The organism is Pseudomonas brassicacearum subsp. brassicacearum, from assembly GCF_008801605.1.
GTDB classification, from domain to species: Bacteria; Pseudomonadota; Gammaproteobacteria; order Pseudomonadales; family Pseudomonadaceae; genus Aquipseudomonas; species Aquipseudomonas brassicacearum.
Window position 1 is genome coordinate 665,622 of the sequence record NZ_VZPJ01000001.1, and the last position, 24,017, is coordinate 689,638.

21 protein-coding genes and 1 pseudogene are annotated in these 24,017 nt (G+C 54.5%); 12 read left to right on the forward strand and 10 right to left on the reverse strand.

The features are described from left to right. Positions 1-53 precede the first annotated feature (53 nt). Positions 54-2,204, forward strand: a complete 2,151-nt coding sequence (locus tag F7R20_RS02875; protein WP_081352504.1) for a TonB-dependent receptor — start codon at positions 54-56, stop codon at positions 2,202-2,204. A 210-nt stretch (positions 2,205-2,414) separates the two neighbouring features. Here F7R20_RS02875 and F7R20_RS32225 read toward each other — a convergent pair whose 3' ends face one another. The 4 genes and pseudogenes from F7R20_RS32225 to F7R20_RS02890 form a co-directional block, all read right to left on the reverse strand. Further along, on the reverse strand, positions 2,415-3,269 hold the full coding sequence (locus F7R20_RS32225; RefSeq protein ID WP_394351186.1) for a methyl-accepting chemotaxis protein: 855 nt from the start codon (positions 3,267-3,269) through the stop codon (positions 2,415-2,417). 9 nt (positions 3,270-3,278) lie between these two features. Further along, a pseudogene (locus tag F7R20_RS32230) lies at positions 3,279-4,400 on the reverse strand (HAMP domain-containing protein); the annotation flags it as partial. Between the two features lie 139 nt (positions 4,401-4,539). Further along, a complete protein-coding gene (locus F7R20_RS02885) occupies positions 4,540-5,775 on the reverse strand; it encodes an NAD(P)/FAD-dependent oxidoreductase (protein ID WP_081352502.1) in 1,236 nt (411 codons plus the stop codon). A gap of 12 nt (positions 5,776-5,787) precedes the next feature. Next, positions 5,788-6,135: a RidA family protein gene (locus tag F7R20_RS02890; protein ID WP_041020384.1), complete on the reverse strand. Its 348-nt coding sequence runs from the start codon at positions 6,133-6,135 to the stop codon at positions 5,788-5,790. A gap of 459 nt (positions 6,136-6,594) precedes the next feature. On the opposite strand from F7R20_RS02890, the gene F7R20_RS02895 reads away from it, so the two are divergent. From F7R20_RS02895 to F7R20_RS02940, 10 genes are all read left to right on the forward strand, one after another. Then, positions 6,595-6,801 (forward strand): hypothetical protein, encoded by a 207-nt coding sequence (locus tag F7R20_RS02895; RefSeq protein ID WP_043042100.1) that lies wholly within the window; start codon positions 6,595-6,597, stop codon positions 6,799-6,801. After that, positions 6,798-7,934 carry an aminotransferase class I/II-fold pyridoxal phosphate-dependent enzyme gene (locus F7R20_RS02900; RefSeq protein ID WP_081352501.1) on the forward strand — a complete coding sequence of 379 codons (1,137 nt, stop codon included), beginning with the start codon at positions 6,798-6,800 and terminating at the stop codon, positions 7,932-7,934. Before F7R20_RS02895 ends, F7R20_RS02900 begins: the two co-directional genes overlap by 4 nt. Continuing rightward, on the forward strand, positions 7,934-8,671 hold the full coding sequence (hutC, locus tag F7R20_RS02905) for a histidine utilization repressor (RefSeq protein WP_039011359.1): 738 nt from the start codon (positions 7,934-7,936) through the stop codon (positions 8,669-8,671). The genes F7R20_RS02900 and hutC overlap by 1 nt, the downstream gene beginning before the upstream one ends. Before the next feature lie 368 nt (positions 8,672-9,039). Then, positions 9,040-9,822 carry a transporter substrate-binding domain-containing protein gene (locus tag F7R20_RS02910; RefSeq protein WP_039011357.1) on the forward strand — a complete coding sequence of 261 codons (783 nt, stop codon included), beginning with the start codon at positions 9,040-9,042 and terminating at the stop codon, positions 9,820-9,822. 55 nt (positions 9,823-9,877) lie between these two features. Beyond that, positions 9,878-10,597, forward strand: a complete 720-nt coding sequence (locus F7R20_RS02915) for an ABC transporter permease (protein WP_025214430.1) — start codon at positions 9,878-9,880, stop codon at positions 10,595-10,597. Continuing rightward, positions 10,594-11,304 carry an ABC transporter permease gene (locus F7R20_RS02920; RefSeq protein WP_030141828.1) on the forward strand — a complete coding sequence of 237 codons (711 nt, stop codon included), beginning with the start codon at positions 10,594-10,596 and terminating at the stop codon, positions 11,302-11,304. The genes F7R20_RS02915 and F7R20_RS02920 overlap by 4 nt, the downstream gene beginning before the upstream one ends. A gap of 16 nt (positions 11,305-11,320) precedes the next feature. After that, on the forward strand, positions 11,321-12,085 hold the full coding sequence (locus tag F7R20_RS02925) for an ABC transporter ATP-binding protein (protein ID WP_025214432.1): 765 nt from the start codon (positions 11,321-11,323) through the stop codon (positions 12,083-12,085). A gap of 370 nt (positions 12,086-12,455) precedes the next feature. Further along, a complete protein-coding gene (hutU, locus tag F7R20_RS02930; RefSeq protein WP_039011352.1) occupies positions 12,456-14,147 on the forward strand; it encodes a urocanate hydratase in 1,692 nt (563 codons plus the stop codon). Continuing rightward, positions 14,144-15,676, forward strand: coding sequence for a histidine ammonia-lyase (hutH, locus tag F7R20_RS02935; RefSeq protein WP_081352500.1), 1,533 nt, complete (start codon positions 14,144-14,146; stop codon positions 15,674-15,676). The genes hutU and hutH overlap by 4 nt, the downstream gene beginning before the upstream one ends. A gap of 473 nt (positions 15,677-16,149) precedes the next feature. Continuing rightward, entirely contained in the window at positions 16,150-16,482 is a 333-nt protein-coding gene (locus F7R20_RS02940) for a carboxymuconolactone decarboxylase family protein (RefSeq protein ID WP_039011348.1), read from the forward strand. Positions 16,483-16,852: 370 nt separating this feature from the next. On the opposite strand, the gene F7R20_RS02945 is transcribed toward F7R20_RS02940, so the two are convergent. The 5 genes from F7R20_RS02945 to F7R20_RS02965 form a co-directional block, all read right to left on the reverse strand. Beyond that, positions 16,853-17,182, reverse strand: coding sequence for a thioredoxin family protein (locus F7R20_RS02945; RefSeq protein ID WP_039012784.1), 330 nt, complete (start codon positions 17,180-17,182; stop codon positions 16,853-16,855). A gap of 71 nt (positions 17,183-17,253) precedes the next feature. Then, a complete protein-coding gene (locus F7R20_RS02950) occupies positions 17,254-17,949 on the reverse strand; it encodes a DsbA family oxidoreductase (RefSeq protein ID WP_039011346.1) in 696 nt (231 codons plus the stop codon). Between the two features lie 172 nt (positions 17,950-18,121). Continuing rightward, a complete protein-coding gene (locus F7R20_RS02955; RefSeq protein ID WP_039011344.1) occupies positions 18,122-18,676 on the reverse strand; it encodes an OsmC family protein in 555 nt (184 codons plus the stop codon). Positions 18,677-19,050: 374 nt separating this feature from the next. Continuing rightward, the gene (locus F7R20_RS02960) at positions 19,051-19,614 is read right to left on the reverse strand and encodes a TetR/AcrR family transcriptional regulator (protein ID WP_039011342.1); all 564 of its coding nucleotides are present in this window, start codon (positions 19,612-19,614) and stop codon (positions 19,051-19,053) included. Positions 19,615-19,721: 107 nt separating this feature from the next. Then, positions 19,722-21,206: an amino acid permease gene (locus F7R20_RS02965; RefSeq protein ID WP_039011340.1), complete on the reverse strand. Its 1,485-nt coding sequence runs from the start codon at positions 21,204-21,206 to the stop codon at positions 19,722-19,724. Between the two features lie 378 nt (positions 21,207-21,584). On the opposite strand from F7R20_RS02965, the gene metC reads away from it, so the two are divergent. Continuing rightward, the gene (gene metC / locus F7R20_RS02970; protein ID WP_039011338.1) at positions 21,585-22,775 is read left to right on the forward strand and encodes a cystathionine beta-lyase; all 1,191 of its coding nucleotides are present in this window, start codon (positions 21,585-21,587) and stop codon (positions 22,773-22,775) included. Positions 22,776-23,073: 298 nt separating this feature from the next. On the opposite strand, the gene F7R20_RS02975 is transcribed toward metC, so the two are convergent. Continuing rightward, positions 23,074-24,000: an AEC family transporter gene (locus F7R20_RS02975; protein ID WP_081352499.1), complete on the reverse strand. Its 927-nt coding sequence runs from the start codon at positions 23,998-24,000 to the stop codon at positions 23,074-23,076. Between the last annotated feature and the right edge of the window lie 17 nt (positions 24,001-24,017).

A 24,017-nucleotide genomic window follows, 5' to 3' on the forward strand; every position in this document is an offset into this window, starting at 1 on the left:
CTGCATGACGCGCGGCCGGTGTGTGCTCATTGAATTAAGCCAGGAAGCTCTTCATGTTTCGCTTGACTACTTTGGCGCTGCTCGCGGGCAGCACCTGCGCGTGGGCGCAAGACACTGCCCTGAACTTACCCAACAGCTACATCAACGCCTCGGCCGACCAGCCGAAACCGGCCACCCGCCTGGACCTGGATACTCCCATCGAAAGCGGCTCGCGCCTGAATCTCAGTGCCCGGGAAAATCCCGCCTCTGTAAGCGTGGCCGATCGCAAGACGATGGAACGTATCGGCGCACGCAACTTTCAAGACGCGGCGAACGCCCTGCCTGGGGTTAACGCTTCTGCGCCACCCGGCTGGGGAGGCTATGTGTCGTACCGTGGTTTCAACGGTGCCCAGATCAGCCAGCTGTTCAACGGCATCAATCTGCAATACGGTGGCGCGGCCCGTCCGGTCGGCGCCTGGATTTATGACCGGGTGGAGTTGCTCGGCGGCCCTTCCTCGTTCCTCAACGGCAGCGGTGCCGTGGGGGGCAGCCTGAACGTGATCACCAAGCTTGCCAACCGTGAGGAAGATACCTTCGAGGGCCGAATGAGCTACGGTCGCTACGACACCTGGGAAACCGCGGTCGGCTTCAATAAAGCGCTCAACAGCGGCGATGGCCCGCGCCACTATGCGCGCCTCGACTACAGCCGCACCAGCAGCAACGGCTACGTAGATCGCCAGGAGAACGGTGCGGGCAACCTGGCCTTCTCGCTGCTCAGCGACATCAACGACCGACTCTCCCATACGCTGGCGATCGAATACCTGGAAGAGAAGGAAGACAGTCCTTACTGGGGCACGCCGGTACTGCAACCGCTGACCGGCAAGCTGCAGATCGACAAGCACAACCGCTTCAACAACTACAACGTCGAGGACGGTCGCTACGAGCAGCGCACCCGCTGGATACGCTCGATCACGGACTACCAGCTGGACGACAATACCCAGTTGCGCAATACCTTCTACCACTACGATGGCCAGCGCGATTACCGCAACCTTGAGGTCTACCGCTACAACAGCGACAACAGCGCCATCGCCCGCTCCGGCGGTTACCGCCAGCGGCACGACCAGGAGGTCAACGGTGACCGAATCGAGTTGACTCACCAGGCTCAGCTGTTCGGCCTGGCCAGCGATTGGGCGCTGGGCGTGGATTTCAACACCAACCAGCAAACCAACTACCCGTTGTCCAAAGGCGCCTTCGACACCATCGATCCAGATGGCTTCGAGCCGGGCCACTTCCTGGACATTCCGGGGATGGATGCACCGCGCAGTAAAGGTCGCAGCACTTGGACTGATACTTCTTCGGCGTTCGTCGAGAACCGCACGCGCCTGACCGAGCAACTGGCACTGATCACTGCGCTGCGTTATGACCATATCGATTTCGAGGTAGTCGATCATGCGGCGCAGGCCAGGCTCGACAAGCGTTGGGATGCAATCACGGGACGCCTGGGCCTGGTGTACGACCTGACGTCGAATGTCAGCCTTTATACCCAATACAGTACCTCGGCCGAACCGCCGGGAGGGACGCTTACCGGCGCCTCCATTGCCCAGGTGAGCGACTTCGACTTGAGCACCGGTCGCCAATTCGAGGTGGGCAGCAAGTTCGATTTTCTCGACGGTCGCGGCTCGGCCACCGCCGCGGCCTACCGCATCGTGCGCAAGAACATCTCCGTCCCCTCCTCGACGGTGCCCAACACCACCGAACAAGCGGGTCAACAAACCTCCACCGGCATAGAGCTGGCCGCCTCATTCAAGATCACGCCCAAGCTATTGGCGGCCGGTAACTTCAGTTGGGTAAGGGCTGAGTACGACGAGTTCAATGAAACCATCGCAGGTGTTGTGTTCTCGCGCAAAGGCAAGAATCCGGTGAACATTCCCGACCGCGTAGCCAATCTCTGGCTGACCTATGACGTGGCTCCTGACTGGCAGCTCGGGGCCGACGTGCGCTATGTGTCGTCGGTCTACGCCAACACCGCCAATACGACCTGGGTGCCCTCGTACGCTGTCTATGGTTTGTCCATGACCCACGATCTGGACAAGCACGTACAGGTCAGCGCGCGCCTGCGCAACCTGACCGACGAGGTCTATGCCCGTTTCATCCACCAGAGCAACACCCAGTATTACGTGGGCGAGCCGCGCAGTCTGGAAATCGCTGTGCAGTGGAAGTACTGACGACCCCGAACGGAATGCAGCACACGGTCTGGCGACCTGACAGGTCTAATCATGATTCGGAGCGCAGGCCTTCCCGCGTTGATCAGCCTGTTTGAATGGCCCGCTGGACGGGACCGCCAGGGACGGCGGCTTTCACTGTTTTTTCTCTGAGCTCAACGCTCATGGGGCTTACCCTCTAATCGACAATTGAGCGTCCATTGTTCGTACGGACTAAAACTTGAAGCGCCCGACCAATCCTTGAAGCTGGCCAGAAATGGCCGTCATTCGCCCCGATCCGGCATGGGCTGAATGCGCGAACTCCTCTACCATCTGCGCATCGGCGTGGATCTGTGCGATGTGCCGATTGATCTCCTCCGCCACTTGATGCTGCTCCTCTGCCGCCGTGGCGATCTGGGTGTTCTGGTCGCGAATCGAGTCCACTGAAGCGCGGATCTTGTCGAAGCTGTCGCGGGCCCGCTGGATCCGCTGCACGCTAGCCTGGGACGCTTGCAGGCTGCCTTGCATCTGCTGGGTGACTTCCTGGGTGCGGCGAGCGAGGTTACCCAGTAGGCTGTCTATTTCGCCGGTAGAGTCGGAGGTGCGACGAGCCAGGGCGCGAACTTCATCCGCGACCACTGCAAAGCCACGCCCTTGATCACCCGCACGGGCGGCTTCGATGGCGGCGTTGAGCGCCAGCAAGTTGGTCTGCTCGGCAATCGAGCGAATGGTGTCGAGAATCGCATTGATGTTATTGCTGTCTTGCTCGAGCAGATGCATGGTCTGGGTCGATACCTGCAGCTCCTCACTGAGCTTAAGCACGCTGCCGGTGGCTTCGCTGATTTGCTTCTGGCCATCGTGCACGTCGCGGTAGCCTTCATCAGCACTCGACGCCGCGGCACTGCAGGAACGTGCGACCTCATTGGCAGTGGCGAGCATTTCATTGAAAGCGGTGCTTACCAATTCCACCGCCTCACGTTGGCGGCCGGCAGCCAGGTTCATGTTATTGGCGACTTCGTTGGTGTCAGCGGCAGCGACTTGCAGATCGGACGACGCATTGCCAATACGCTTCACCAACTGAGCGATCATGCTTAGAAACTGATTGAACCAACCGGCCAGGTTGGCAGTTTCGTCCTTGCCCCGTACCTGGAGTTGACGTGTAAGGTCACCTTCACCTTCGGCAATCTCTTGCAACCCATCAGCCACGCCACGAATCGGGCGCACGATCATGCTGGCAAAACCAGCACCAACGATGGCGAACACCACCGCCAATGCAACAGCGATGGCTGCAATCAACCAGGTCAGGCTCATGGCGTCGGCCATCACTTCATCACGCTTGATCAGGCCAATGAAACGCCATCCCAGGCCATCGGAACTCAGGACGTTGACCATGTATGGCACACCATCGATCTCGACTTGAGTCACCCCATCAGCGCTTTTGGCCAATTCGGCATAGCCGGGTCCTAGCTCACCTAACGGCTTGAAATTGTTTTTGGCATTTGCGGGATCGACCAAGACATTGCCATTGGCCTCGACCAACATCAGGTAACCACTCTTGCCCAACTTGATGGCTTTGACCAATTCAGTCAGTTGCTTGAGCGATACGTCCACGCCAACGACGCCCACCGGGGCGCCGCTCGCGTCATTGATCGTGCGGACCGTGCTGACCAGCACCATGTCATCGGGTGCCCAGTAATACGCGCCCGTCCGTACGGTTGAGCCTCGTGCGGCTTCCATGGCCGCCTTGTACCAAGGTCGCACCCGTGGGTCGTAGCTGGCCATTGTCTGGTCATCGGGCCAACCTGCAAAACCTCCGTCATTGAGTCCAAGGGAAATGGAAGCCGTGGTTGGGTGGGTTTCTGCGAAACTGTCGAATACCACCTGGATCTGTCGATCGACCTTCGTCACAGGCGTTTGCAGGGCGTCAGCGGCCGTATAGTTCTTCAATCCCTGAACGTTGGCGATCCGAGGGTCTTTGGCAAGGTATTCGACGTTTTGGCGGATGCTGTCGAAAAACTGCCGCATCCCGCGGTCAATCTGCCTGATTTCGCGGCCACTGCTGTCCAGGAAACTGGCTTGCGCTGCGCTACGCAAGTTCAGTACGACAACCATTGCGACTAATATGACTGGCGCGCAGGCGATAGCGGCAAACGCCCACGTGAGTTTCTGTTTGATGTTCATGAGTATTCCTGGGCAGGCAGATGGAACGTGGGCGCCCATGGGTAAAAGCGCCCGCGGCAAGTGCCGTTAACGTTGCTCACACGACGTGGAAACGAGACAACTCGGTCGTCATTTTTCTTTCAGATAATGCCTGCCCTCCTCTCAAGAGGAGGGACGAGAAGGCCGACGCATCGTCAATTCAGAAACGCCCAGGAGCGAAGGGTGCCGGCTCGACCACTGGTGTTTCTCCCATCATTAATTCCGCAAGCAGCCGGCCACTGACCGGACCTAGCGTAAATCCTTGATGAGCATGGCCGAAGTTGAACCAGAGCCCCTTATGCGACGGCGCGGCACCAATGACCGGTTTCATATCAACGGTACAAGGTCGCGCACCGCTCCATGGCGTCCGCTCAACCTGAGATCCCAATGCCAAGAGTTGTCGGGCCGCGCTTTCGGCCTTCCCTAGCTGCACTGGGGTCAGAGGCGCATCGAGACGGGCGAATTCGGCCCCCGTTGATAGACGCACACCACGCTTCATCGGCGCCAACATGTAGCCTTGCTCGGTATCAAGCACCGGGCGACTCAAGTTTGCCCCGTTGGCGAAATGGGCGTGATAACCACGCTTGATAAACAACGGGATGCGGTAACCCATGGGCCTCAGCAACTCTTGGGCCCAAGGACCAAGCGCCACGACGACCTGTGATGCTTCGACCGGCCCGGACTCGGTGGAGACTCGCCAGCCGGCTCCCGCTTGGCGCAATGAACGGGCATCGCCGCGTTCAAACTGTCCGCCCTCACGCAAGAAGAGCTCGGCATAGCGTTGCACCAGCTCACCCGGATCAACACAGGTCCAAGGTTGAAGCCAGTGAATCCCCCCAACGAGAGCTTCACCCAAAGCGGGTTCTGCGAGCCTGAGCCCGGCGCCGTCCAACGCTTGCGACAATACACCGTGCGCACTCACACGCTGGGCGCTCTCCATCGCCTTTTCATATTTTTCCGGGGTTCGAAAAGCTTGAATCCAACCTTTGCGCACGATCAGGTGTTGGGCCTCGCTTTGCTCGATCAACTCGGAGTGCTCGCTGATTGAATGCTCGACCAAGGTCCGAAAGGCGTCCGCAATAGCTCGGTAATGCCTTGGCGCTGAGTTGGCCCAATACCTGGTCAGCGTAGGCATGTACTCCGGCATCGCGCGCAGATGATAGTTGACGCCGATATCGCGCTTGGTCACCACTCTCATCAGGCTCGCCAGGTCCCTTGGGAACCCGTACGGTTCAACGGCCTCGCGCTGGATGATCCCGGCATTACCGTATGACGTCTCGCGCCCGGGCGGCCCCTTGTCTACCAAGGTCACCGCACAGCCCCGGCGTTGCAGATGCAGGGCCGTGCTTATACCGACGATGCCGGCGCCCAGTACTACTACTTGTTTGTCGTTCACGCTGCCTCCAACTCAAGCACGCTGCTGCGCGATGACACTGATTTCAACCAACGCATCCACCACGAGGCCGGCACAGACGGTAGCGCGAACAGGCAAATTGGCCGTGAAAAACGAAGCATAAATCCGGTTGAACTCGGCGAAGTTACTCCGCTCGGTCAAGTACACCGTGACGCTCACCACGTCATCCAACGACAGTGACTCAGCTTCCAATGTTTGAGCAATGCGCATCAACGTCAGGCGCGTTTGTGCCTCGATACCCGCCGGGAAGCTGCCGTCCTCATTGAACGGCAGTTCACCGGATAAAAACACTAGGCCTTGGCTGTGGCGGACTTTTGAAAAGGGCAAATTGCTAACCGTCATGGGGGACTCTCTCTAAGCGGATTATGAAAGCGCCTATAGCAGGCGCCACTTTTAGCCATCGACTCGACCGAGCGTGTCACAGCAGATCGGAAATCGGTCTACAAGCCTGATCGATGAGACTGTATATACAGGACTAAGCATTTACCGTGCCTGTTAGACAAGGATTCCCTTCAGACCCCTGATCCGAAGTGGATCGAGCACTGCTTCTGTCCAAAATACTGTCCGCAGAAAGGCCTACCATGCGCTTCCTTTCGACTCATCAATGAGACAGCGGAAACACTCCGATGCAACCTTCAGTTACACCTGAACAAATATTCATGTGAGCACCCCCTGGCCTGGAAGGCGTTTACGAGCAGCGATCAACAGAAAAGATAAGGCTTGGCCTGAACATTGCGTTACCTATATATACAGGATCATACAGCAACACTTCCTTGTGGCCCTGCACCTAAGAGGTAATCAATGAAAAAACTGCACCCGATGACTGCCGCGACTACCGAAGGGATGAGCCTCGCAGGCCGGATCGCCGAATTGGCGACACTCTTCCACTACAGCCTCCCGCACGAAATCCTTCAAAGCGCTGAACTGCCGAGCCCGCAGCGTCCCCTGCGGCACCATCCAGATCGCAATACCTTCCAGCAAAATTCCCGAGAGGTTAGCCTTGTATGAACGCCAACGACCTGACCCTGCTTGCTCGCGCTGAAGTACGCGAATTGGCCAGTTACAACGCCGGCCTCGCCGCTGATGCAGTGCGCAAACGCTTCGGTCTGACACGCGTCGCTAAATTGGGCAGCAATGAAAACCCAATGGGCACCGCCCCCGCTGTCAACGCCGCGACCACCCAAGCCTGCCATGAGATTGCGCTGTACCCCGACTCTGGCTGCCAGGCACTGCGCTCCGCACTCTCGGAAAAACTTGATGTTCCGGAAGATCGCTTCGTGTTCGGCAACGGTTCTGAGGATTTGCTGAGTGTCATCAGTCGAGTGTTTCTGGACCATGATGATGAAGTGGTTACCGTGGTGCCCTCCTTCGGCTTGCATTTCATTTTTCCAGTGGCAGCCGGCGCTCGGGTAATCGGTGTCCCCATGACCGACCAAGGCACTTTTGACGTGGCGGCGATGATTTCCGCCCTTACACCGCATACCCATGTGCTGATGTTTTCCTGCCCCTCCAATCCGGTTGGCTGCACCTTGAGCGCAATCGAATTGAAGCAATTGCTTGATGCATTACCTCCGAAGTGCTTGCTGGTGTTTGACGAAGCCTATTACGAATACGCCCAATGGGAGCCTGAGTACCCAGACTGCCTCGGCTTGATCCAGGCCAGCGGCAAGCCGTTTATCCTGCTTCGAACCTTCTCCAAGGCCTATTCATTGGCAGGTTTACGCATCGGCTATGGCATTGTCAGCGACCCGCTACTGGCCGATTTGATCAATCGCCTGCGCACCCCCTTCAACGTAAACCGAGTGGCCCAAGCCGCTGCGGTCGCCGCGCTGGCCGATGAAAATCATCTGAATGCCGGCCTCTCCCACGTCGCCAGCGAACGCCGACGACTGGAGATCGCACTGCAAGAGCAAGGCATCACAACTGCCCCCTCCATGGCCAACTTCCTCTTTTTCAGCACCCCTTATCCTGCCGAAATCATCAACCAGGCATTACTGCGCGAAGGGGTCATCATCAAGCCTTGGCGCGAAGCGGGATATACTCAGTACTTGCGGGTATCCATAGGAAGCTGTGAGGATAACGATCTTTTCCTCCATTCCTTGGCAAGAGTCCTTGCCGCACAAGAGACACGGACCGACTGATGATCAAAAATGCACCACAAGCGCTCTACCGACGCGCGAAGGATTTTGTGCTGGACCAACTTCGAGCGGGCGTTTGGAAACCTGGCGACCTGATCTACTCAGAGAACCAGTTGGTGCAAGAGCTGGGCATCTCGCGCATGACCGTCAATCGAGCCCTGCGCGAGCTGACCGAAGAAGGTCTATTGGTGCGGATTTCAGGTGTTGGAACATTCGTAGCCGAAAGCAAGCCGCAATCGAACCTGTTGCGCATCACCAACATCGCTGACGAGATTCTCGCTCGGGGTCATAGTTACGGCTGTCGCGTCCTGCACCTGGGACGCGAATCCGCATCGATGTCAGTCGCTTCCGCCCTGGGCCTACCCACGGGCTCTTCGGTTTTTCATCTGGTTTGTGCGCACAGCGAAGAAGACGTGCCAGTGCAGCTTGAGGATCGTTACGTCAATCCCGAGCTGGTGCCAGAGTTCCTGAAACAAAAATTCGGCGAACACCTGCAACCGGCCAAATACCTTCTGCAAGTGATCAAGCCCGACGAAATGGAACATATCGTAGAGGCCTGCCACCCCAGCGCCGAGGAGAGTAAGCATCTGCAAATTGATGCAACCGAACCTTGCCTGGCCCTCATACGCCGGACTTGGAGCCAAAACAAAATTGTCACCTTTGTGCGGCTCGTCCACCCCTCCTCCCGCTATCGCTTGGGTAGCCGCCTACCCATGAACGCAGCGCACAGAGACGTCTGACTCTTCGACACATCTGCCGTAAAGCTTGACCAGCGCCGCTTCCAAAGGGCGTCGGTCGCTTTCTGATTCATACATCACAATAGACCCAGGCCCTACGCCCGTAGTGACCGGAAAAAACGAAACTGATCACCCCCTCCCCTCAGCGTTTCCAGCCCTTCTTCCACCCATGCACATCCGAGCAGATAAATGGTTGCTTGATTGGCTATGCCTGTATGTACAAGTATGTATTTACGCGGTAAAGTCGATCCGTCACCTCGACACGCTTAAACCAAAAAATGGGCTCTGTGTACCACTCCCATAGCGACACACACGAGCTCCGTACCGCATCCGTGCGCTCAAGCGCTCTTTGGTCCTTAGGAATAAAAACAATGAAAAAATCTATTTTGACCCTCTCTGTACTGGCGTTGTGTGTGGCTGGCAGCTTTGCCTCGGCCAAGGAGTACAAGGAGTTGCGGTTCGGCGTTGACCCCTCTTACGCCCCTTTCGAGTCCAAAGCTGCCGACGGTAGCCTGGTGGGCTTCGATATCGACTTAGGCAATGCGATTTGTGCGGAATTGAAAGTGAAGTGCAAATGGGTCGAGAGTGATTTTGACGGCATGATTCCCGGCCTGAAAGCCAACAAATTCGACGGCGTGATCTCCGCCATGACCGTGACATCCTCGCGAGAAAAAGTCATCGATTTCTCCGATGAACTGTTCTCCGTTCCTACCTCCTTCGTTTTCAAGAAAGGCTCCGGCCTGACCGAAGATATCAGGACGCTCGTCGGCAAGACGGTTGGTTATGAGCAAGGCACCACCGAGGAAGCTTATGCAAAAGCCGTACTGAACAAGGCCGGGGTCAAAACCCAAGCCTATGCAAACCAGGATCAGGTCTATTCGGACTTGGTGACCGGCCGTCTCGATGCCTCGATCCAGAATATGTTGCAAGCCGAAATGGGCTTCTTGAAGTCGCCGCAAGGGGCGAATTTTGAGGTAAGTAAAGCAGTCGAGCATGAACTGTTGCCCGCGAAAACCGCGGTAGGTCTCGCCCAAGGCAACGCCGATCTCAAGGCCCTGATAAACAAAGGCATCAAGGCACTGCATGAGGATGGCAGCTATGTAGCCATCCAGAAAAAACACTTTGGTGATCAGAATATCTACAGCGGTAAATAACACGCTGCGCCCATTTTCGGATGGGCGTTTTTCTTGATTGACGAAGGGCTGTCCAATGCTAGAAAACCTATTGCAGACTCTAGGCTTCAGCCTAAAGGGTTTCGGCCCGCTGTTGCTGCAAGGCTCCTGGATGACTGTCAAATTATCCGCACTGTGCTTGTTGCTGAGCGTGGGCCTGGGATTGATCGGTGCCAGCGCGAAACTCTCGAAGTCAGCCTTGCTACGCATCCCTGCGCAAGCCTACACCACGCTTATCCGCGGCGTGCCCGACCTGGTCTTGATGCTGCTGATCTTTTATAGCCTTCAGACGTGGCTGACGAATCTGACCGATGCCTTTGGCTGGGAATATATCGAAATCAATCCGTTCAGCGCAGGGGTCATCACCCTGGGCTTCATCTACGGTGCGTATTTCACCGAAACCTTCCGCGGAGCGATTCTCGCCGTTCCAAAGGGGCAATTAGAAGCAGCCACGGCCTATGGCCTGACCCGCGCCCAACGATTCCGCCTGGTGCTTTTCCCGCAAATGATGCGCTTTGCATTACCGGGCATTGGCAACAACTGGATGGTGATCCTGAAAGCGACCGCACTGGTCTCGATCATTGGTCTGGCTGACTTGGTCAAGGTTGCCCAGGATGCAGGAAAGAGTTCCTATCAACTGTTCTTCTTCTTGGTCCTTGCAGCGTTGATCTATTTGGTTATCACCACCGCATCAAACTATGTCTTGCGCAGGCTGGAAAGTTTTTACGCCGCAGGAACTCGGGAGGCCGTGCGATGATCGAGCTATTGCAAGAATATTGGAAACCCTTCCTGTACCACGATGGTTATCACATCACGGGCTTGGCGATGACACTATGGCTGCTCAGTGCCTCGCTCTTCTTCGGCTTCTTGATGGCGGTCCCGCTGTCGATTGCCAGGGTATCAAGCAACCTTTTCGTGCGCTGGCCCGTGCAGTTCTATACCTATTTGTTCCGTGGCACGCCTCTGTATATACAGCTACTGATCTGCTACACCGGCATCTACAGCCTCGCTGCGGTGCGCTCCCAACCGCTGCTTGATGCATTCTTTCGCGATGCATTGAACTGCACCATCCTGGCCTTTGCCTTGAACACTTGCGCCTACACCACAGAGATCTTCTCCGGGGCGATTCGTAACATGAATCATGGTGAAGTCGAAGCAGCGAAGGCCTTTGGGCTTCGAGGATGGAAGCTTTACACCTACATCATCATGCCGTCTGCATTGCGCCGCTCACTGCCGAACTACAGCAACGAAGTGATACTGATGCTGCATTCCACCACGGTCGCTTTCACCGCCACGGTACCGGACATCCTCAAGGTTGCCAGAGATGCCAATTCAGCAACATTTCTGACCTTCCAATCGTTCGGCATCGCCGCAGCGATTTACCTCGCTATCACTTTCTCTCTGGTCGGTCTGTTCCGTCTGGCTGAGCGCCGTTGGCTGTCGTTCCTCGGCCCAGCTCATTAATTCAGGGTGCTTGAATATGTACAAACTGACCGTAGAAAACCTGCATAAAAGCTATGGCGACCACGAAGTCCTCAAGGGTGTTTCGCTGAACGCAAAGGCCGGCGACGTCATTAGCCTGATCGGTGCCAGCGGGTCGGGCAAAAGCACCTTTTTGCGCTGTATCAACTTTCTGGAAATCCCTAGCAACGGCGCCATGAGCCTCGACAATCAGCCGATACGCATGATCCATGACCACCACGGCATGCGCGTTGCAAACGCAGACGAACTGCAGCGGCTGCGCACTCGACTGGCGATGGTATTCCAGCATTTCAATCTGTGGAGCCACATGACCGTGCTCGACAACATCACAATGGCCCCTCGCCGAGTGTTGGGGGTCAGCAAGAAGGATGCAGAGGAGCTGGCTCGGCGTTACCTGGACAAGGTTGGTTTACCATCGCGAGTTGCCGATCAATACCCGGCCTTTCTCTCAGGCGGCCAGCAGCAGCGCGTCGCGATAGCCCGGGCGCTGGCCATGGAACCGGAAATCATGCTGTTCGACGAACCGACGTCTGCCCTGGACCCTGAACTAGTAGGAGAAGTGCTGAAGGTCATTCAGGGCCTCGCCGAAGAAGGCCGAACCATGATCATGGTGACGCACGAAATGAGCTTCGCTCGTAAGGTATCGAACCAGGTGTTGTTCTTGCACCAAGGGCTCGTAGAAGAGCAAGGGCCGCCTGAGGAAGTGCTGGGGAACCCCAAGAGCGAGCGTTTGCAGCAATTTCTCAGCGGCAATCTGAAATAACCGAAGTGCCTTAAGCCGGCTGGTCGCTTACCGCGCCTGAAAAATGTTCTCAGGCGCGGTTGAGGCCGAAATGGTTCGCCGTTCTGTTGACTAGAAAAGCCCTGTACGAGAGCAATCCAGCGTCTTTCCTATGGCTCAGCTCATGATCCCTGGCTGAAACTGTCACAGCGCGCCCAGTGCGCAAAGCTTGATGGCAAAACCTGCATCAATGCCATTCGAACGAAAAAACTAATCACGTGAAGATATTCATGCCGACAACATTAGCGGTCAAAAATCTGCTTGATTAAGCTTGTATATACATGATTATATTTACTCGCCCGATGTAGCGAAAACCAACAATAAGCTGCAAGTCATCTCGAGAGGATTACCGGTGAGCAAACCACTCCATTTCCGCAATGTCGAAATCCGCGCCCCTCGCGGTAACACGCTGACCGCCAAGAGCTGGCTGACCGAAGCGCCGCTGCGCATGCTGATGAACAACCTCGACCCGGAAGTGGCCGAGAACCCCAAGGAGTTGGTGGTCTACGGTGGCATCGGCCGCGCGGCGCGCAACTGGGAGTGCTACGACAAGATCGTCGAAAGCCTCACCAACCTGAACGACGACGAAACCCTGCTGGTGCAATCCGGCAAGCCGGTGGGCGTGTTCAAGACCCACAGCAACGCCCCGCGCGTCCTGATCGCCAACTCCAACCTGGTGCCGCACTGGGCCAGTTGGGAACACTTCAACGAACTCGACGCCAAGGGCCTGGCCATGTACGGCCAGATGACCGCCGGCAGCTGGATCTACATCGGCAGCCAGGGGATCGTGCAAGGCACCTATGAAACCTTCGTCGAGGCCGGTCGCCAGCATTACGATTCCAACCTCAAGGGCCGTTGGGTGCTGACCGCCGGCCTGGGCGGCATGGGCGGTGCGCAACCGTTGGCCGCGACGTTGGCCGGTGCATGCTCGCTGAACATCGAGTGCCAGCAGGTGAGCATCGATTTCCGCCTGAAAACCCGCTACGTCGACGAGCAGGCCAAAGACCTCGACGACGCCCTGGCGCGCATCGAGAAATACACCGCCGAAGGCAAGGCGATTTCCATTGCACTGTGTGGGAACGCGGCGGAAATCCTGCCGGAGATGGTCCGTCGTGGTGTGCGTCCGGACATGGTCACCGACCAGACCAGCGCCCACGATCCCCTCAACGGCTACCTGCCGGCCGGCTGGACCTGGGACGAATACCGTGCCCGCGCCAAGACCGAGCCCGCCGCCGTGGTGAAGGCCGCCAAGCAATCGATGGCCGTCCACGTCAAAGCCATGTTGGCCTTCCAGAAAATGGGTGTGCCGACCTTCGACTACGGCAACAACATCCGCCAGATGGCCCAGGAAGAGGGCGTCGAAAATGCCTTCGACTTCCCGGGTTTCGTCCCGGCCTACATCCGTCCGCTGTTCTGCCGTGGCATCGGTCCGTTCCGCTGGGCGGCGCTGTCGGGTGACCCGCAGGACATCTACAAGACCGACGCCAAGGTCAAGGAACTGATCCCCGACGACGCCCACCTGCACAACTGGCTGGACATGGCCCGCGAGCGCATCAGTTTCCAGGGCTTGCCGGCACGGATCTGCTGGGTTGGCCTGGGCCAGCGCGCCAAGTTGGGCCTGGCGTTCAACGAGATGGTGCGCAGCGGTGAGCTGTCGGCGCCGATCGTCATCGGCCGTGACCACCTCGACTCCGGTTCCGTGGCCAGCCCGAACCGTGAAACAGAATCCATGCAGGACGGCTCCGACGCCGTTTCCGACTGGCCGCTGCTCAATGCCCTGCTCAACACCGCCAGTGGCGCGACCTGGGTGTCGCTGCACCACGGTGGCGGCGTCGGCATGGGCTTTTCCCAGCACTCGGGCATGGTGATCGTCTGCGACGGTACTGACGAAGCGGCCGAACGGATTGCCCGTGTACTGCACAACGACCCGGCGACCGGCGTGATGCGCCATGCCGATGCCGGTTACCAGATCGCCATTGATTGCGCGAATGAGCAAGGCTTGAACCTGCCAATGATCACTCTTGTTAAAGGAGCCAAAGCATGAAAACACTTAACGTTATCCCAGGCCAATTGAGCCTTGCCCAACTGCGTGCCGTTTACCAGCACCCAGTAAAAATCACCCTCGACCACAGTGCCTCTGCGCAAATTGAAGCCAGTGTCGCTTGCGTGGAGCAGATCCTCGCCGAGAATCGCACCGCCTACGGTATCAATACCGGTTTCGGCCTGCTGGCCTCGACCCGTATCGCCAGTGAAGATCTGGAAAATCTGCAACGTTCGCTAGTACTGTCCCACGCCGCTGGTGTGGGTGAGCCGATCAGCGATGCGCTGGTGCGGTTGATCATGGTGCTCAAGGTCAATAGCCTCAGCCGTGGTTTCTCCGGCATACGCCGCGTGGTGATCGATGCTCTGATAGCATTGATCAACGCCGAGGTGTATCCGCATATTCCGTTAAAAGGTTCGGTCGGCGCATCTGGTGACTTGGCACCTTTGGCGCACATGTCCCTCGTGCTGCTGGGAGAAGGCAAAGCCCGTTATAAGGGCGAATGGCTGGAAGCCACCGAAGCCCTGAAGGTGGCCGGTTTGGCGCCGTTGACGCTGGCTGCCAAAGAGGGCTTGGCGTTGCTCAACGGTACCCAGGTCTCCACTGCTTATGCTCTGCGCGGTTTGTTCGAGGGCGAAGACCTGTTTGCGGGCGCCTTGGCCATTGGTGCTTTGACGGTCGAAGCTGTCTTGGGCTCCCGCTCGCCGTTTGACGCACGCATCCATGCCGCACGCGGCCAGAGGGCTCAGATTGATACTGCTACTGCCTATCGCGACCTGCTGGGCCAAAGCAGTGAGGTCGCCGATTCGCACAAGGACTGCGGCAAGGTCCAAGACCCCTACTCTCTACGCTGCCAACCTCAAGTCATGGGCGCATGCCTGACCCAGCTCCGTCAGGCCGCGGAAGTATTAGTCGTCGAAGCCAATGCCGTATCCGATAACCCGCTGGTGTTTTCCGTTGAAGGTGACGTGATCTCTGGCGGCAACTTCCATGCCGAGCCAGTGGCCATGGCCGCAGACAATATGGCATTGGCCATTGCTGAAATCGGCTCCCTGAGCGAGCGCCGCATTTCGTTGATGATGGATAAACACATGTCACAACTGCCGCCGTTCTTGGTAGCCAATGGCGGCGTGAACTCGGGTTTCATGATTTCTCAAGTAACAGCAGCAGCGCTGGCCAGTGAAAACAAGGCGCTGGCTCACCCCCATTCCGTAGACAGCCTGCCCACGTCCGCGAACCAGGAAGATCACGTATCGATGGCACCTGCGGCTGGCAAGCGATTGTGGGAAATGGCTGAAAACACCCGTGGAATCCTGGCTGTGGAGTGGCTAGCGGCCTGTCAGGGCCTGGACTTGCGTGACGGCTTGAAGACGTCGCCCAAGCTGGAACTGGCCCGGAACAGTCTGCGAAGCAAAGTGGCCTATTACGAGAAGGATCGCTTCTTCGCGCCGGATATCAATGCGGCCAGTGAGTTATTGGCTTCCGGCTGCCTGAACGACTTGGTATTGAATAAGTTGTTGCCCAGCATCTGATAGATGATATCCACCATGAACACGTGAGTTATTCTGGCTGATATCCCGTATACGTTAAATGTCCAGGCAGTTTTTTGCTCCACAGCTATGACGATAGATTCTCGTTTTGGCTGTGGAGCTTTTTATTGCTTCCCAGTAATAGCCTTATGTAAGTGCGCGGGAAAATTAGCTTGACAACAGCATTACATCCCTAAGGCTCCTTATGCGCTCAAAATTCTGATACCAGCAGCATTCCCTGATCACGCGAACTCCGCTCAAGTATCTCCTGATTCTGAGCCGGGAGAGCTCATCACTACAAGTAAGGCATTAACGCCAATGCCCTCTCACCACACCAGCTCACCCCTTCTACGTCGACCGCACGATCAAGCCATTTGTAGGACACACTTGCATACCTACCAACTGGATGGTATGTTTCGATCAGTTTCACACCTCCCCTACACCTACAGGGCACCGCGCCCAAAGTGGAATATCCCATGCAAGATTGGAAGCAAACTCGAAAAGACGTCAGCGCCCGCCTAGTGCAACTGAATGGCCTATCCCCAGAGACCATGAAAGGTATGGCTTCTTTAGGGAGCGCCGGCGAAAGAACAAACCACCTCGACGCTAAGACTCGTGAACTGATCTCACTCGCAGTTGCCGTCACCACCCGTTGCGACGGCTGCATCGCTTTCCACGCAGCTGAGGCCAAAAAGCTCGGCGTAACGACTGAAGAGGTCTCAGAAGCTTTGGGCGTTGCGATTAATATGAACGCTGGCGCTGCATTGGTTTACAGCACTCACGTTTTGGATGCATTCGATAAATCTTGATACCCAGCAGTGCGGAAGGATCAATAATAGTAGAGGCTTAGCTACCCCCGTCGCCAATTAAATCTGAGAAGTCGCTAAAGCCCTATAAGCTGTTCTGCATGCCATTAGCCAACCACGTCGTTGTGCTGATGGCCTGCCGATGAAATCAAAGTCTTTACATTATCCGAACTTCGTTATCGCTGATACTCCGGCTGAAGCGTAACTGTGTTCAAGCAAAGGCTACGCTGGGCTAAACATGGCCTGGCCGGTCGTAAAGCGGAGCTTAGCTTGCCTATACGCCAGTCGGACACTTAGCCCAGCAACATCCTGACGCGCTTCCTACACTCATTCGGACAGTCAATTTGAGAGCGCATTGCATTTTTAGACCGACCTACAGAACATCCTTTAAGTCAGCTAAGATTGCTTTCTTCAACGCGGCAGCCGATCGAGAGCCGGCCAAAACCAAACGTAATCGCCCTTCGTGGAAAATCGCCAAGGATGGAACCGACCGGATACCATACATCTGGGAGATCGTGGGCGAAACAGCCACATCAATCTTCCCGAATGCGGCGCACGACTGCAGCTTTTCTGCCAGTTCATTAAAAACCGGCTTCATTTCTTGACAGGGCTTGCACCAGGACGCCGAAAACAGCACAGCGCAGCTACCTTTTGCAACGAATCGGGCGAACTCTCCGGCTTTCACGTCTACAATACGGCTCATCTGCACTTCACCCACAACATCATTCCAAATCCAGGAATTGCGGCACCAACAGTGCCGAAGCATCTCTGGTACTAATTACATCCATCAAGCCCGCAAACTTGACTGCTGGACGACTCATGTCCGTCATTTGGTTCGAAATACATTTGATTGAGTGCTTGGGAAAATATCTCTTGAGGCTGAGCCCCCGAAATAGAAAATGAACTATTGAAAACAAAAAACGGGACGCCCGAGTGAAATTGGCCCATAGCACGCTCGTCTTCCTGCATCCGGTGAAACAATTCATTAGATGACCACGCGAGTCGAATCGACTCATCAGAAACACCTACAGATTTTGCAATCGATTCTAAACTACCTCGGTCAAATAGTGACTTACCCTGGGTAGTACTTTGCTCATAGAGCGCCTCCATCAAGTGCGTCTTCAATACTTCATCGTCAATCGCTTTGACGAGGACATGCGCATCCGCGGTGTCACCAAACATCATGGTTTCGAAACGGTAATCAAGCCCTGAAGATTGGCCATATTGCATTACCGTACTCATCATATTCAAAGCAGCGATTGAACTACCTAATTTGACTTTAAGGGCTCTCACCATAGGCTCAGCAGCATGGTTAGGGGCAAGACGATACGCTCTCACGTTTACCTGAACATCGTCTTTGTACGGAAAGTCCTCAAGCGCATTCTCAAAACGACGCTTGGCGACCCAACACCAAGGACAGACGAAATCAGACCAAACATCTACTACAAACTTTTTCGAAATAGTGCTCATACACCCCTCTATATTGAAATAAATAAAAACGCTGCTACCCCATTGAGCAAAGTTAAAAAACCGTTTAACAGCAAAAAGCAACGCGCTCAATTACAATAGCAAATGTAGCAACGCCAGTAGGCCTTGCCTACTGGCGCTCTCAAGGTTGTAAAGATGAAAGATCTGATGATTATCAGTCCTCACGAACCTCGAGGGTTGGCACCATGCGGATGGCTTTGGAGAAATTCGCGTAATTAACTGATGTTTTAATTACATTTTTGTGCAGTTCTTCTACACGCTCAAGAGGTGCATCGGTGTGAAGACGGATTACGACCCGCACTTGGTCGTACCCTGGGTTTACGCTCTCGTCGATGCCCAGAAAACCACGCAAATCGAGAGTGCCGTCGGTCTCAATTTCCAGACTGTGGATTTTAATGCCCATCATGGCTGCGTTAGCTGCGTAACCTACCGCCATACAGGCGTTCAGCGCGGCCATCAGCAGCTCTTGAGGATTTGGCGCCGAGTCCTGACCTAACAGTTCAATTGGCTCATCGGCGACGATTTCGAAATCACGCGAATAGGTTTCACCGGCTAAGCTGTAACGGCTGACTTTCGCCACAGAGCGCGTCTGGCCTTTCCACTGGGTATTGACGTTGAAGCTCGCGTGACGCTTATTCGCATCCTCCGCAACACCTTGAGCAAACTGCTGCAGAGCCACGACATCAATTCCATTCAGATTAGTAGTCATTAAAAAATCCTCTATTAACCGCATTTTTTGGCCGAATAAATGTTACGCACAGCAATCCTACCTATTAGTAGGTTTGCTAGCAATAAAATTCTTTGACTTGGTACCCCACCTCCCACGTGCTAACGGTGCGATCAGCTCCTATCCCTGATTAAACGTAGCTCATGGCGAAGTACCGCCTGTCCGATCTGACAGGCGGAGAAACGCTTGGAAGGTGTGCGCGAACCGAAATCCTATTTGTGGGATTAGATCAGCTGTAGCGGTGGACTGAAAAAAAAAGGGGGGGGGGGGAGAAATATGAAGCCCACCTAATAAGATGGGCAAACACAACGTGAAAGGCTTCCTACTGATTTTGGCAACCTGATTCTCAGTTTATATTACGAAACGACAATATTATTCAATATCAAATCAAACCCAGACTGATCAACAACTGTATCATTGAGCGCCCAAGATACAAAACTGCTACCCTCAAGCAAGCTCAATATCGCCCGTGAAACTGTTCTGGGATTGAGATCCGCCTTTATAACCTTTTCAGATTGACCCAATGCGAGATTATTTTCCAACCAAGCAATATGGATTTCAAAAAACCTCCTAGTCAAATCCTTAAGACTGTCCGGCAGAGCAGAAAGTTCGGCAGCGAGCGCACCACATAAGGGTAGCATTCCATTTTTTGAGCTATCAATAAACAGCTTAGAAAACTCCCTCAACCGAACAATCGTGTCGGAACTCTCTTCATTTATCAATTCTAGACTCTTCACAAACCTAAAAAGATAGCTATCAATAACGGCAATTCCAAGCCCTTCCTTTGTAGGAAAGTGATGATGAATACTCGCCTTTTTTATACCAATTTCGTCAGCCAAATCGGCATAGCTAAATGCAGCGTACCCTTTGGTACGCAGCAACAGCTCGGCAGTGGTTAAAAGGTCAGAACGAGTACTCATAAATCTTACCTTGCATTATTGACATACGCATATTAACTGCTTTACAGCAACGATTCAACTTAAAGCGATGAAAGCACGTCATAAACCGCGCGCTCATCGGCATTAAGCTATACTCCTACATGGCTCGAACTGCCCTCTATTTTTTCCGAGCGTACAGCTTTGGAACGGACGGCCTTTGCCCAACCCAGCATTAGAGCTCCAGCGACTAACGGTATAGATAAAACAGTATATGTTCCATTAGGATAATCGAAACCCAATAGCACCAGCACTACGAGCAAGAAACCCAGGGTCAGCCAAGAGGTAAACGGAGCACCAGGCATTCTAAACGAGACCATCTCGGCTTCACCTCTCTTCACCGCACGACGGTACATTATTTGAGAAAGTACAATGAATGCCCAAGTGGAAAGGATCCCCAGAGAAACTAGATTAAGCAGCAGCTCAAATAGCTGGGACGGAATTAGAAAATTCAATAGCACGCCAAATACATTGATCCCCATTGTCACTAAGATCCCCATATAAGGAACCCCTTGGGTGCTCATACGTTTAAACATCTTTGGGGCAGATCCTCCCATGGCTAGCGATCTCAGTACCCGCCCCGTTGCGTACAAGCCTGAGTTCAGACTAGAGAGTGCGGCAGTCATTACAACGATATTCATAACGGAGCCAATTCCAGGAATGCCGAGCGCTTCAAAGAACGTCACGAAAGGGCTGACATTAGCGCTGTAGGCCGTCCACGGCAATACAGTGACTAACAAGAATACCGAGCCTACGTAAAAAAGGCCTATTCTCCAAACCACGCCATTGATTGCTTTAGGGATGACCCTTTTAGCATCTGCCGTCTCACCAGCAGCGGTTCCCACCAATTCTATACTCGCATAAGCAAAAATTACGCCTTGCACGATAATAATCGCCGGCAGAAAGCCATGGGGAAAAACACCTCCATTATCCGAGATCAAATGCAGACCCGGGATGTGCCCCGCCACCTCGTGGCCAGTTGCAAAAAAGAACGAGCCGACAATCAAAAAAATGCTGATAGCTGCCACCTTAATAACAGCAAACCAAAACTCCATTTCACCAAACCATTTGACACCAACCATGTTCATCAATGTCACAACGCCCAAGGCGCTAAGCGCGAATATCCACTGTGGGACGTCCGAAAAAACGCTCCAGTATTTCATGTATATCGCAATCGCTGTTATGTCAACTACACCCGTTAGTGCCCAAACCAAGAAGTACATCCAGCCCGCTACAAACGAGGCGCGCTCCCCCATAAACTCTCTAGTATAAGATACAAAACTCCCGCTGCTAGGGCGGTGCATAACCAGTTCACCCAATGCTCTTAGTATGAAAAAGGCGAAAACCCCACACACTAAATACACCACCGCAAGTGCAGGCCCGGCAATTTGAAGCCTGGCCCCTGCTCCCAAGAACAACCCAGTGCCGATAGCTCCGCCGAGTGCCATCATCTGCACATGGCGTTTTTTTAGGTGTTTTGAGTAGCCACTTTCATGAGAGTCAAGCCAGGTTGATCTGTCTCTCAATTCGTTTTCACACTGAACGGCTGGAACGGGCTGTACGTTTTTCTTTTTCATGTGTCACCCAAACAATTAATTTGCAGTTATTTTTCTTATCCCTTGCAAACTTAAGTCTTTCCTCCCCAGCTTCAAAGAGAAGAAAGAGAGCGCACCGCGCCTTCACCATTACGGTTATTAGGCCTCGCTCTAGAAATGTCCTAGCGCGCCATAAGCATCACATTTCGGTCGAAAAAGGCCGAAACCATCAGGCACTAAAAACCTACCATCTACTCGGTAGCCATGCAACAGATTTTATAATCTAAGGATAACCATCTGTTTCTAAAGGAGTTTTTACTAAACGCAAACCAAATGGTAGACATTTAATAAATTTAGTACTTTAATCTCAGCGACACGCGCAACGACACGCCCCCCACTACTCAAGAAATGGCAGCCTGTATGAAAAAATATAAAACCGTGCAAACCCTGCTCGCCCATGCTTCTATCAACCCCAATCAGCATCATGGTTTCGTGAATACACCGGTTTACCGGGGCTCCACCGTAGCTTTTCCTACATCGGAATCGATGCGCGAGGGTCGCCAAAAATATTCGTATGGCCGGTGGAATAACCCTTCGACAGAGGCATTGACTCAGGCCCTCCAGCAGTTGGAGGGAGCGGAAGGCACGGTTCTTTGTCCTTCAGGGCTCTCGGCATGCACGACTGCCATACTGTCTGTCGTGGGAACTGGGGATCATCTGCTAGTTGCCGACAATGTGTATTCGCCGATAAGGGCTTTTTGTGAGCAGGTGGGTCAACGGCTGGGGATTGAGGTCTCGTTTTACGACCCGACAATAGGAGCCGGAATCGTTGACTTGCTCAAGCCGAACACTAAGGCGATCTATACCGAATCTCCTGGCTCCTTGACTTTGGAAATACAAGACCTCCCTGCTATAGTCAAGGTTGCACATGATCATGACATCCTAGTTATTGCAGACAACACTTGGGGCACCCCGCTTTACTTTCCTTCATTGGAACTTGGTGTTGATCTGTCCATCATGGCAGCTACGAAATATATCGTCGGTCACTCCGATGCGGTTCTTGGCACCGTATCAGCCTCCAAGCGCGCGTGGGACAGCCTCAAACGATTCCATTTCAGCATGGGCTTATTTGCGAGTCCAGATGACGTGACGCTGGCGCTCCGGGGCATGAGAACACTTGATGTGCGACTGGAGCGTCATTACAGAAACGCTACGATTGTCGCCAAGTGGTTGGAGACACGCGAGGAGGTGAAAGCGGTTTATTATCCTGCATTAGAATCTCACCCTCAGCACCAGTTATGGAAGAGGGATTTTAAAGGAGCGTCCGGTTTACTCTCCTTCGTGACCAAACCTTCAACACAAGTCGCGGCAGACGCACTTTTGGATAGCCTATCGTTGTTTTCAATTGGTTACTCTTGGGGTGGTTTTGAAAGCTTGGCGATGATTGCCGACCCCAAACCCGTCAGAAGTGCGACCTCTTGGGAAGTCGACGGGCACCTGGTGCGGCTTCATATCGGTCTTGAAGATCCATCTGATCTTATCTCCGATCTCGAAGAAGGCTTTGCGAGGTTCAATATGTTACGTAGCCAGCAGATTATCGAATACTCATGAAACTGTGTTAGGCACAGCGCATTATGGGCTGTGCCTAACGCGTGAAGGCGATCAACCCGAAGGGTTTGGCCGCCCGGCACCAACTCATGTTCTCGCTTCATAACTCGACCCGGTGTCGCGGCAGCAAAAGTCGTTTTCCAAACAGGAATACGGTGTTCGAGGGAGGGCAGATGCAAAGTTTCCTGAAGTGGTCAGCTCATTTCTCGTTTGTCAATGAGTAACACCTGACACACTCGAACGAACCAGAGGCGCTTTCTTGTCGGTCTTACTTTACTCAATGTTTGTAAACACTTGACACTCAAACCCACTGGGCCATCACGAGGATAACCGCTGGAAGTGCTAATCCTGCCAGCATGGTCTGGCAAGCGATGATCCCAGCCATAAGGGGGGCGTCTCCCCCTAATTGCCTTGCCATGATGTAGGAGGATGAGGCTGTGGGCAGTGCCTGGAATAGAAGTGCTGCAACCGCGGCCTTTCCTTCAAGTTCGAATAGGTGGCACGCCAAAAGCGTAACCAGTGGCATGATTAAAAACTTGGTCAGCGACGAGTAACCCACCGGGCGAAACCATTGCTTTATGCTTCCGAACTCAAGCGCAGCACCAACGCAGAGCAATCCGAGCGGCAGTGACGCTTGTCCCAAGGCCTTGAGCATCGGCTCAATACCGACAGGCAGTCCCCAGCCCGAGACCTGGACCAATCCGCCGGCGAAGCACGCGAGTATCAGTGGGTTCAATGCCAACTGCTTTAGGACTTTGCTAAATGGCATCCTGCCGGCTGACCCGTACTTCGAGAATACCATTACGCACAGAATGTTCACGCTGGGCACTATGGCCGCGTTCGCGACCGCTGCCAGGGCTATACCCTGCACACCGAACAAGCCCGCGGCTGCCGACACGCCTACGTAATTATTGAAACGTATCCCCCCCTGAAAAACCGAAGTGAACGCAGCATCGTCGATGGTGATCAGCGACTTCGCGCCCAACAGCATCAACGATACCACCGCAGTCGAGAATACGAGCACCGAAACCATGCTTTGAAAGGGCACGCCATCAAGGTTGGCGGTCGCCAATCCGTGAAAGAAAAGAGAAGGCAGCAACACGTAATACGCCAAGCGCTCTGCCTGCGCCCAAAAAGTATCCGTCAGAAACTGACGACGCTTGAGCCACGCGCCCAGGACGATCAGTAGTGCGATGGGTAACAAGGCAGTCAACAAGGAAAGGGTCATACGCGTGCCTTGGTTTT

Excerpts from the sequence above, each read along its gene's own strand:
- F7R20_RS02950 (WP_039011346.1), bottom strand. The coding sequence starts at position 17,949 with ATGAGCACTATTTCGAAAAAGTTTGTAGTAGATGTTTGGTCTGATTTC.
- F7R20_RS02925 (WP_025214432.1), top strand. The coding sequence starts at position 11,321 with ATGTACAAACTGACCGTAGAAAACCTGCATAAAAGCTATGGCGACCAC.
- F7R20_RS02945 (WP_039012784.1), bottom strand. The coding sequence starts at position 17,182 with ATGAGCCGTATTGTAGACGTGAAAGCCGGAGAGTTCGCCCGATTCGTT.
- F7R20_RS02900 (WP_081352501.1), top strand. The coding sequence starts at position 6,798 with ATGAACGCCAACGACCTGACCCTGCTTGCTCGCGCTGAAGTACGCGAA.
- F7R20_RS02915 (WP_025214430.1), top strand. The coding sequence starts at position 9,878 with ATGCTAGAAAACCTATTGCAGACTCTAGGCTTCAGCCTAAAGGGTTTC.
- F7R20_RS02920 (WP_030141828.1), top strand. The coding sequence starts at position 10,594 with ATGATCGAGCTATTGCAAGAATATTGGAAACCCTTCCTGTACCACGAT.
- F7R20_RS02955 (WP_039011344.1), bottom strand. The coding sequence starts at position 18,676 with ATGACTACTAATCTGAATGGAATTGATGTCGTGGCTCTGCAGCAGTTT.
- F7R20_RS02940 (WP_039011348.1), top strand. The coding sequence starts at position 16,150 with ATGCAAGATTGGAAGCAAACTCGAAAAGACGTCAGCGCCCGCCTAGTG.
- F7R20_RS02965 (WP_039011340.1), bottom strand. The coding sequence starts at position 21,206 with ATGAAAAAGAAAAACGTACAGCCCGTTCCAGCCGTTCAGTGTGAAAAC.
- hutC (WP_039011359.1), top strand. The coding sequence starts at position 7,934 with ATGATCAAAAATGCACCACAAGCGCTCTACCGACGCGCGAAGGATTTT.
- F7R20_RS02895 (WP_043042100.1), top strand. The coding sequence starts at position 6,595 with ATGAAAAAACTGCACCCGATGACTGCCGCGACTACCGAAGGGATGAGC.
- F7R20_RS02910 (WP_039011357.1), top strand. The coding sequence starts at position 9,040 with ATGAAAAAATCTATTTTGACCCTCTCTGTACTGGCGTTGTGTGTGGCT.
- metC (WP_039011338.1), top strand. The coding sequence starts at position 21,585 with ATGAAAAAATATAAAACCGTGCAAACCCTGCTCGCCCATGCTTCTATC.
- F7R20_RS32225 (WP_394351186.1), bottom strand. The coding sequence starts at position 3,269 with ATGATCGCTCAGTTGGTGAAGCGTATTGGCAATGCGTCGTCCGATCTG.
- F7R20_RS02890 (WP_041020384.1), bottom strand. The coding sequence starts at position 6,135 with ATGACGGTTAGCAATTTGCCCTTTTCAAAAGTCCGCCACAGCCAAGGC.
- hutH (WP_081352500.1), top strand. The coding sequence starts at position 14,144 with ATGAAAACACTTAACGTTATCCCAGGCCAATTGAGCCTTGCCCAACTG.
- F7R20_RS02975 (WP_081352499.1), bottom strand. The coding sequence starts at position 24,000 with ATGACCCTTTCCTTGTTGACTGCCTTGTTACCCATCGCACTACTGATC.
- F7R20_RS02875 (WP_081352504.1), top strand. The coding sequence starts at position 54 with ATGTTTCGCTTGACTACTTTGGCGCTGCTCGCGGGCAGCACCTGCGCG.
- F7R20_RS02960 (WP_039011342.1), bottom strand. The coding sequence starts at position 19,614 with ATGAGTACTCGTTCTGACCTTTTAACCACTGCCGAGCTGTTGCTGCGT.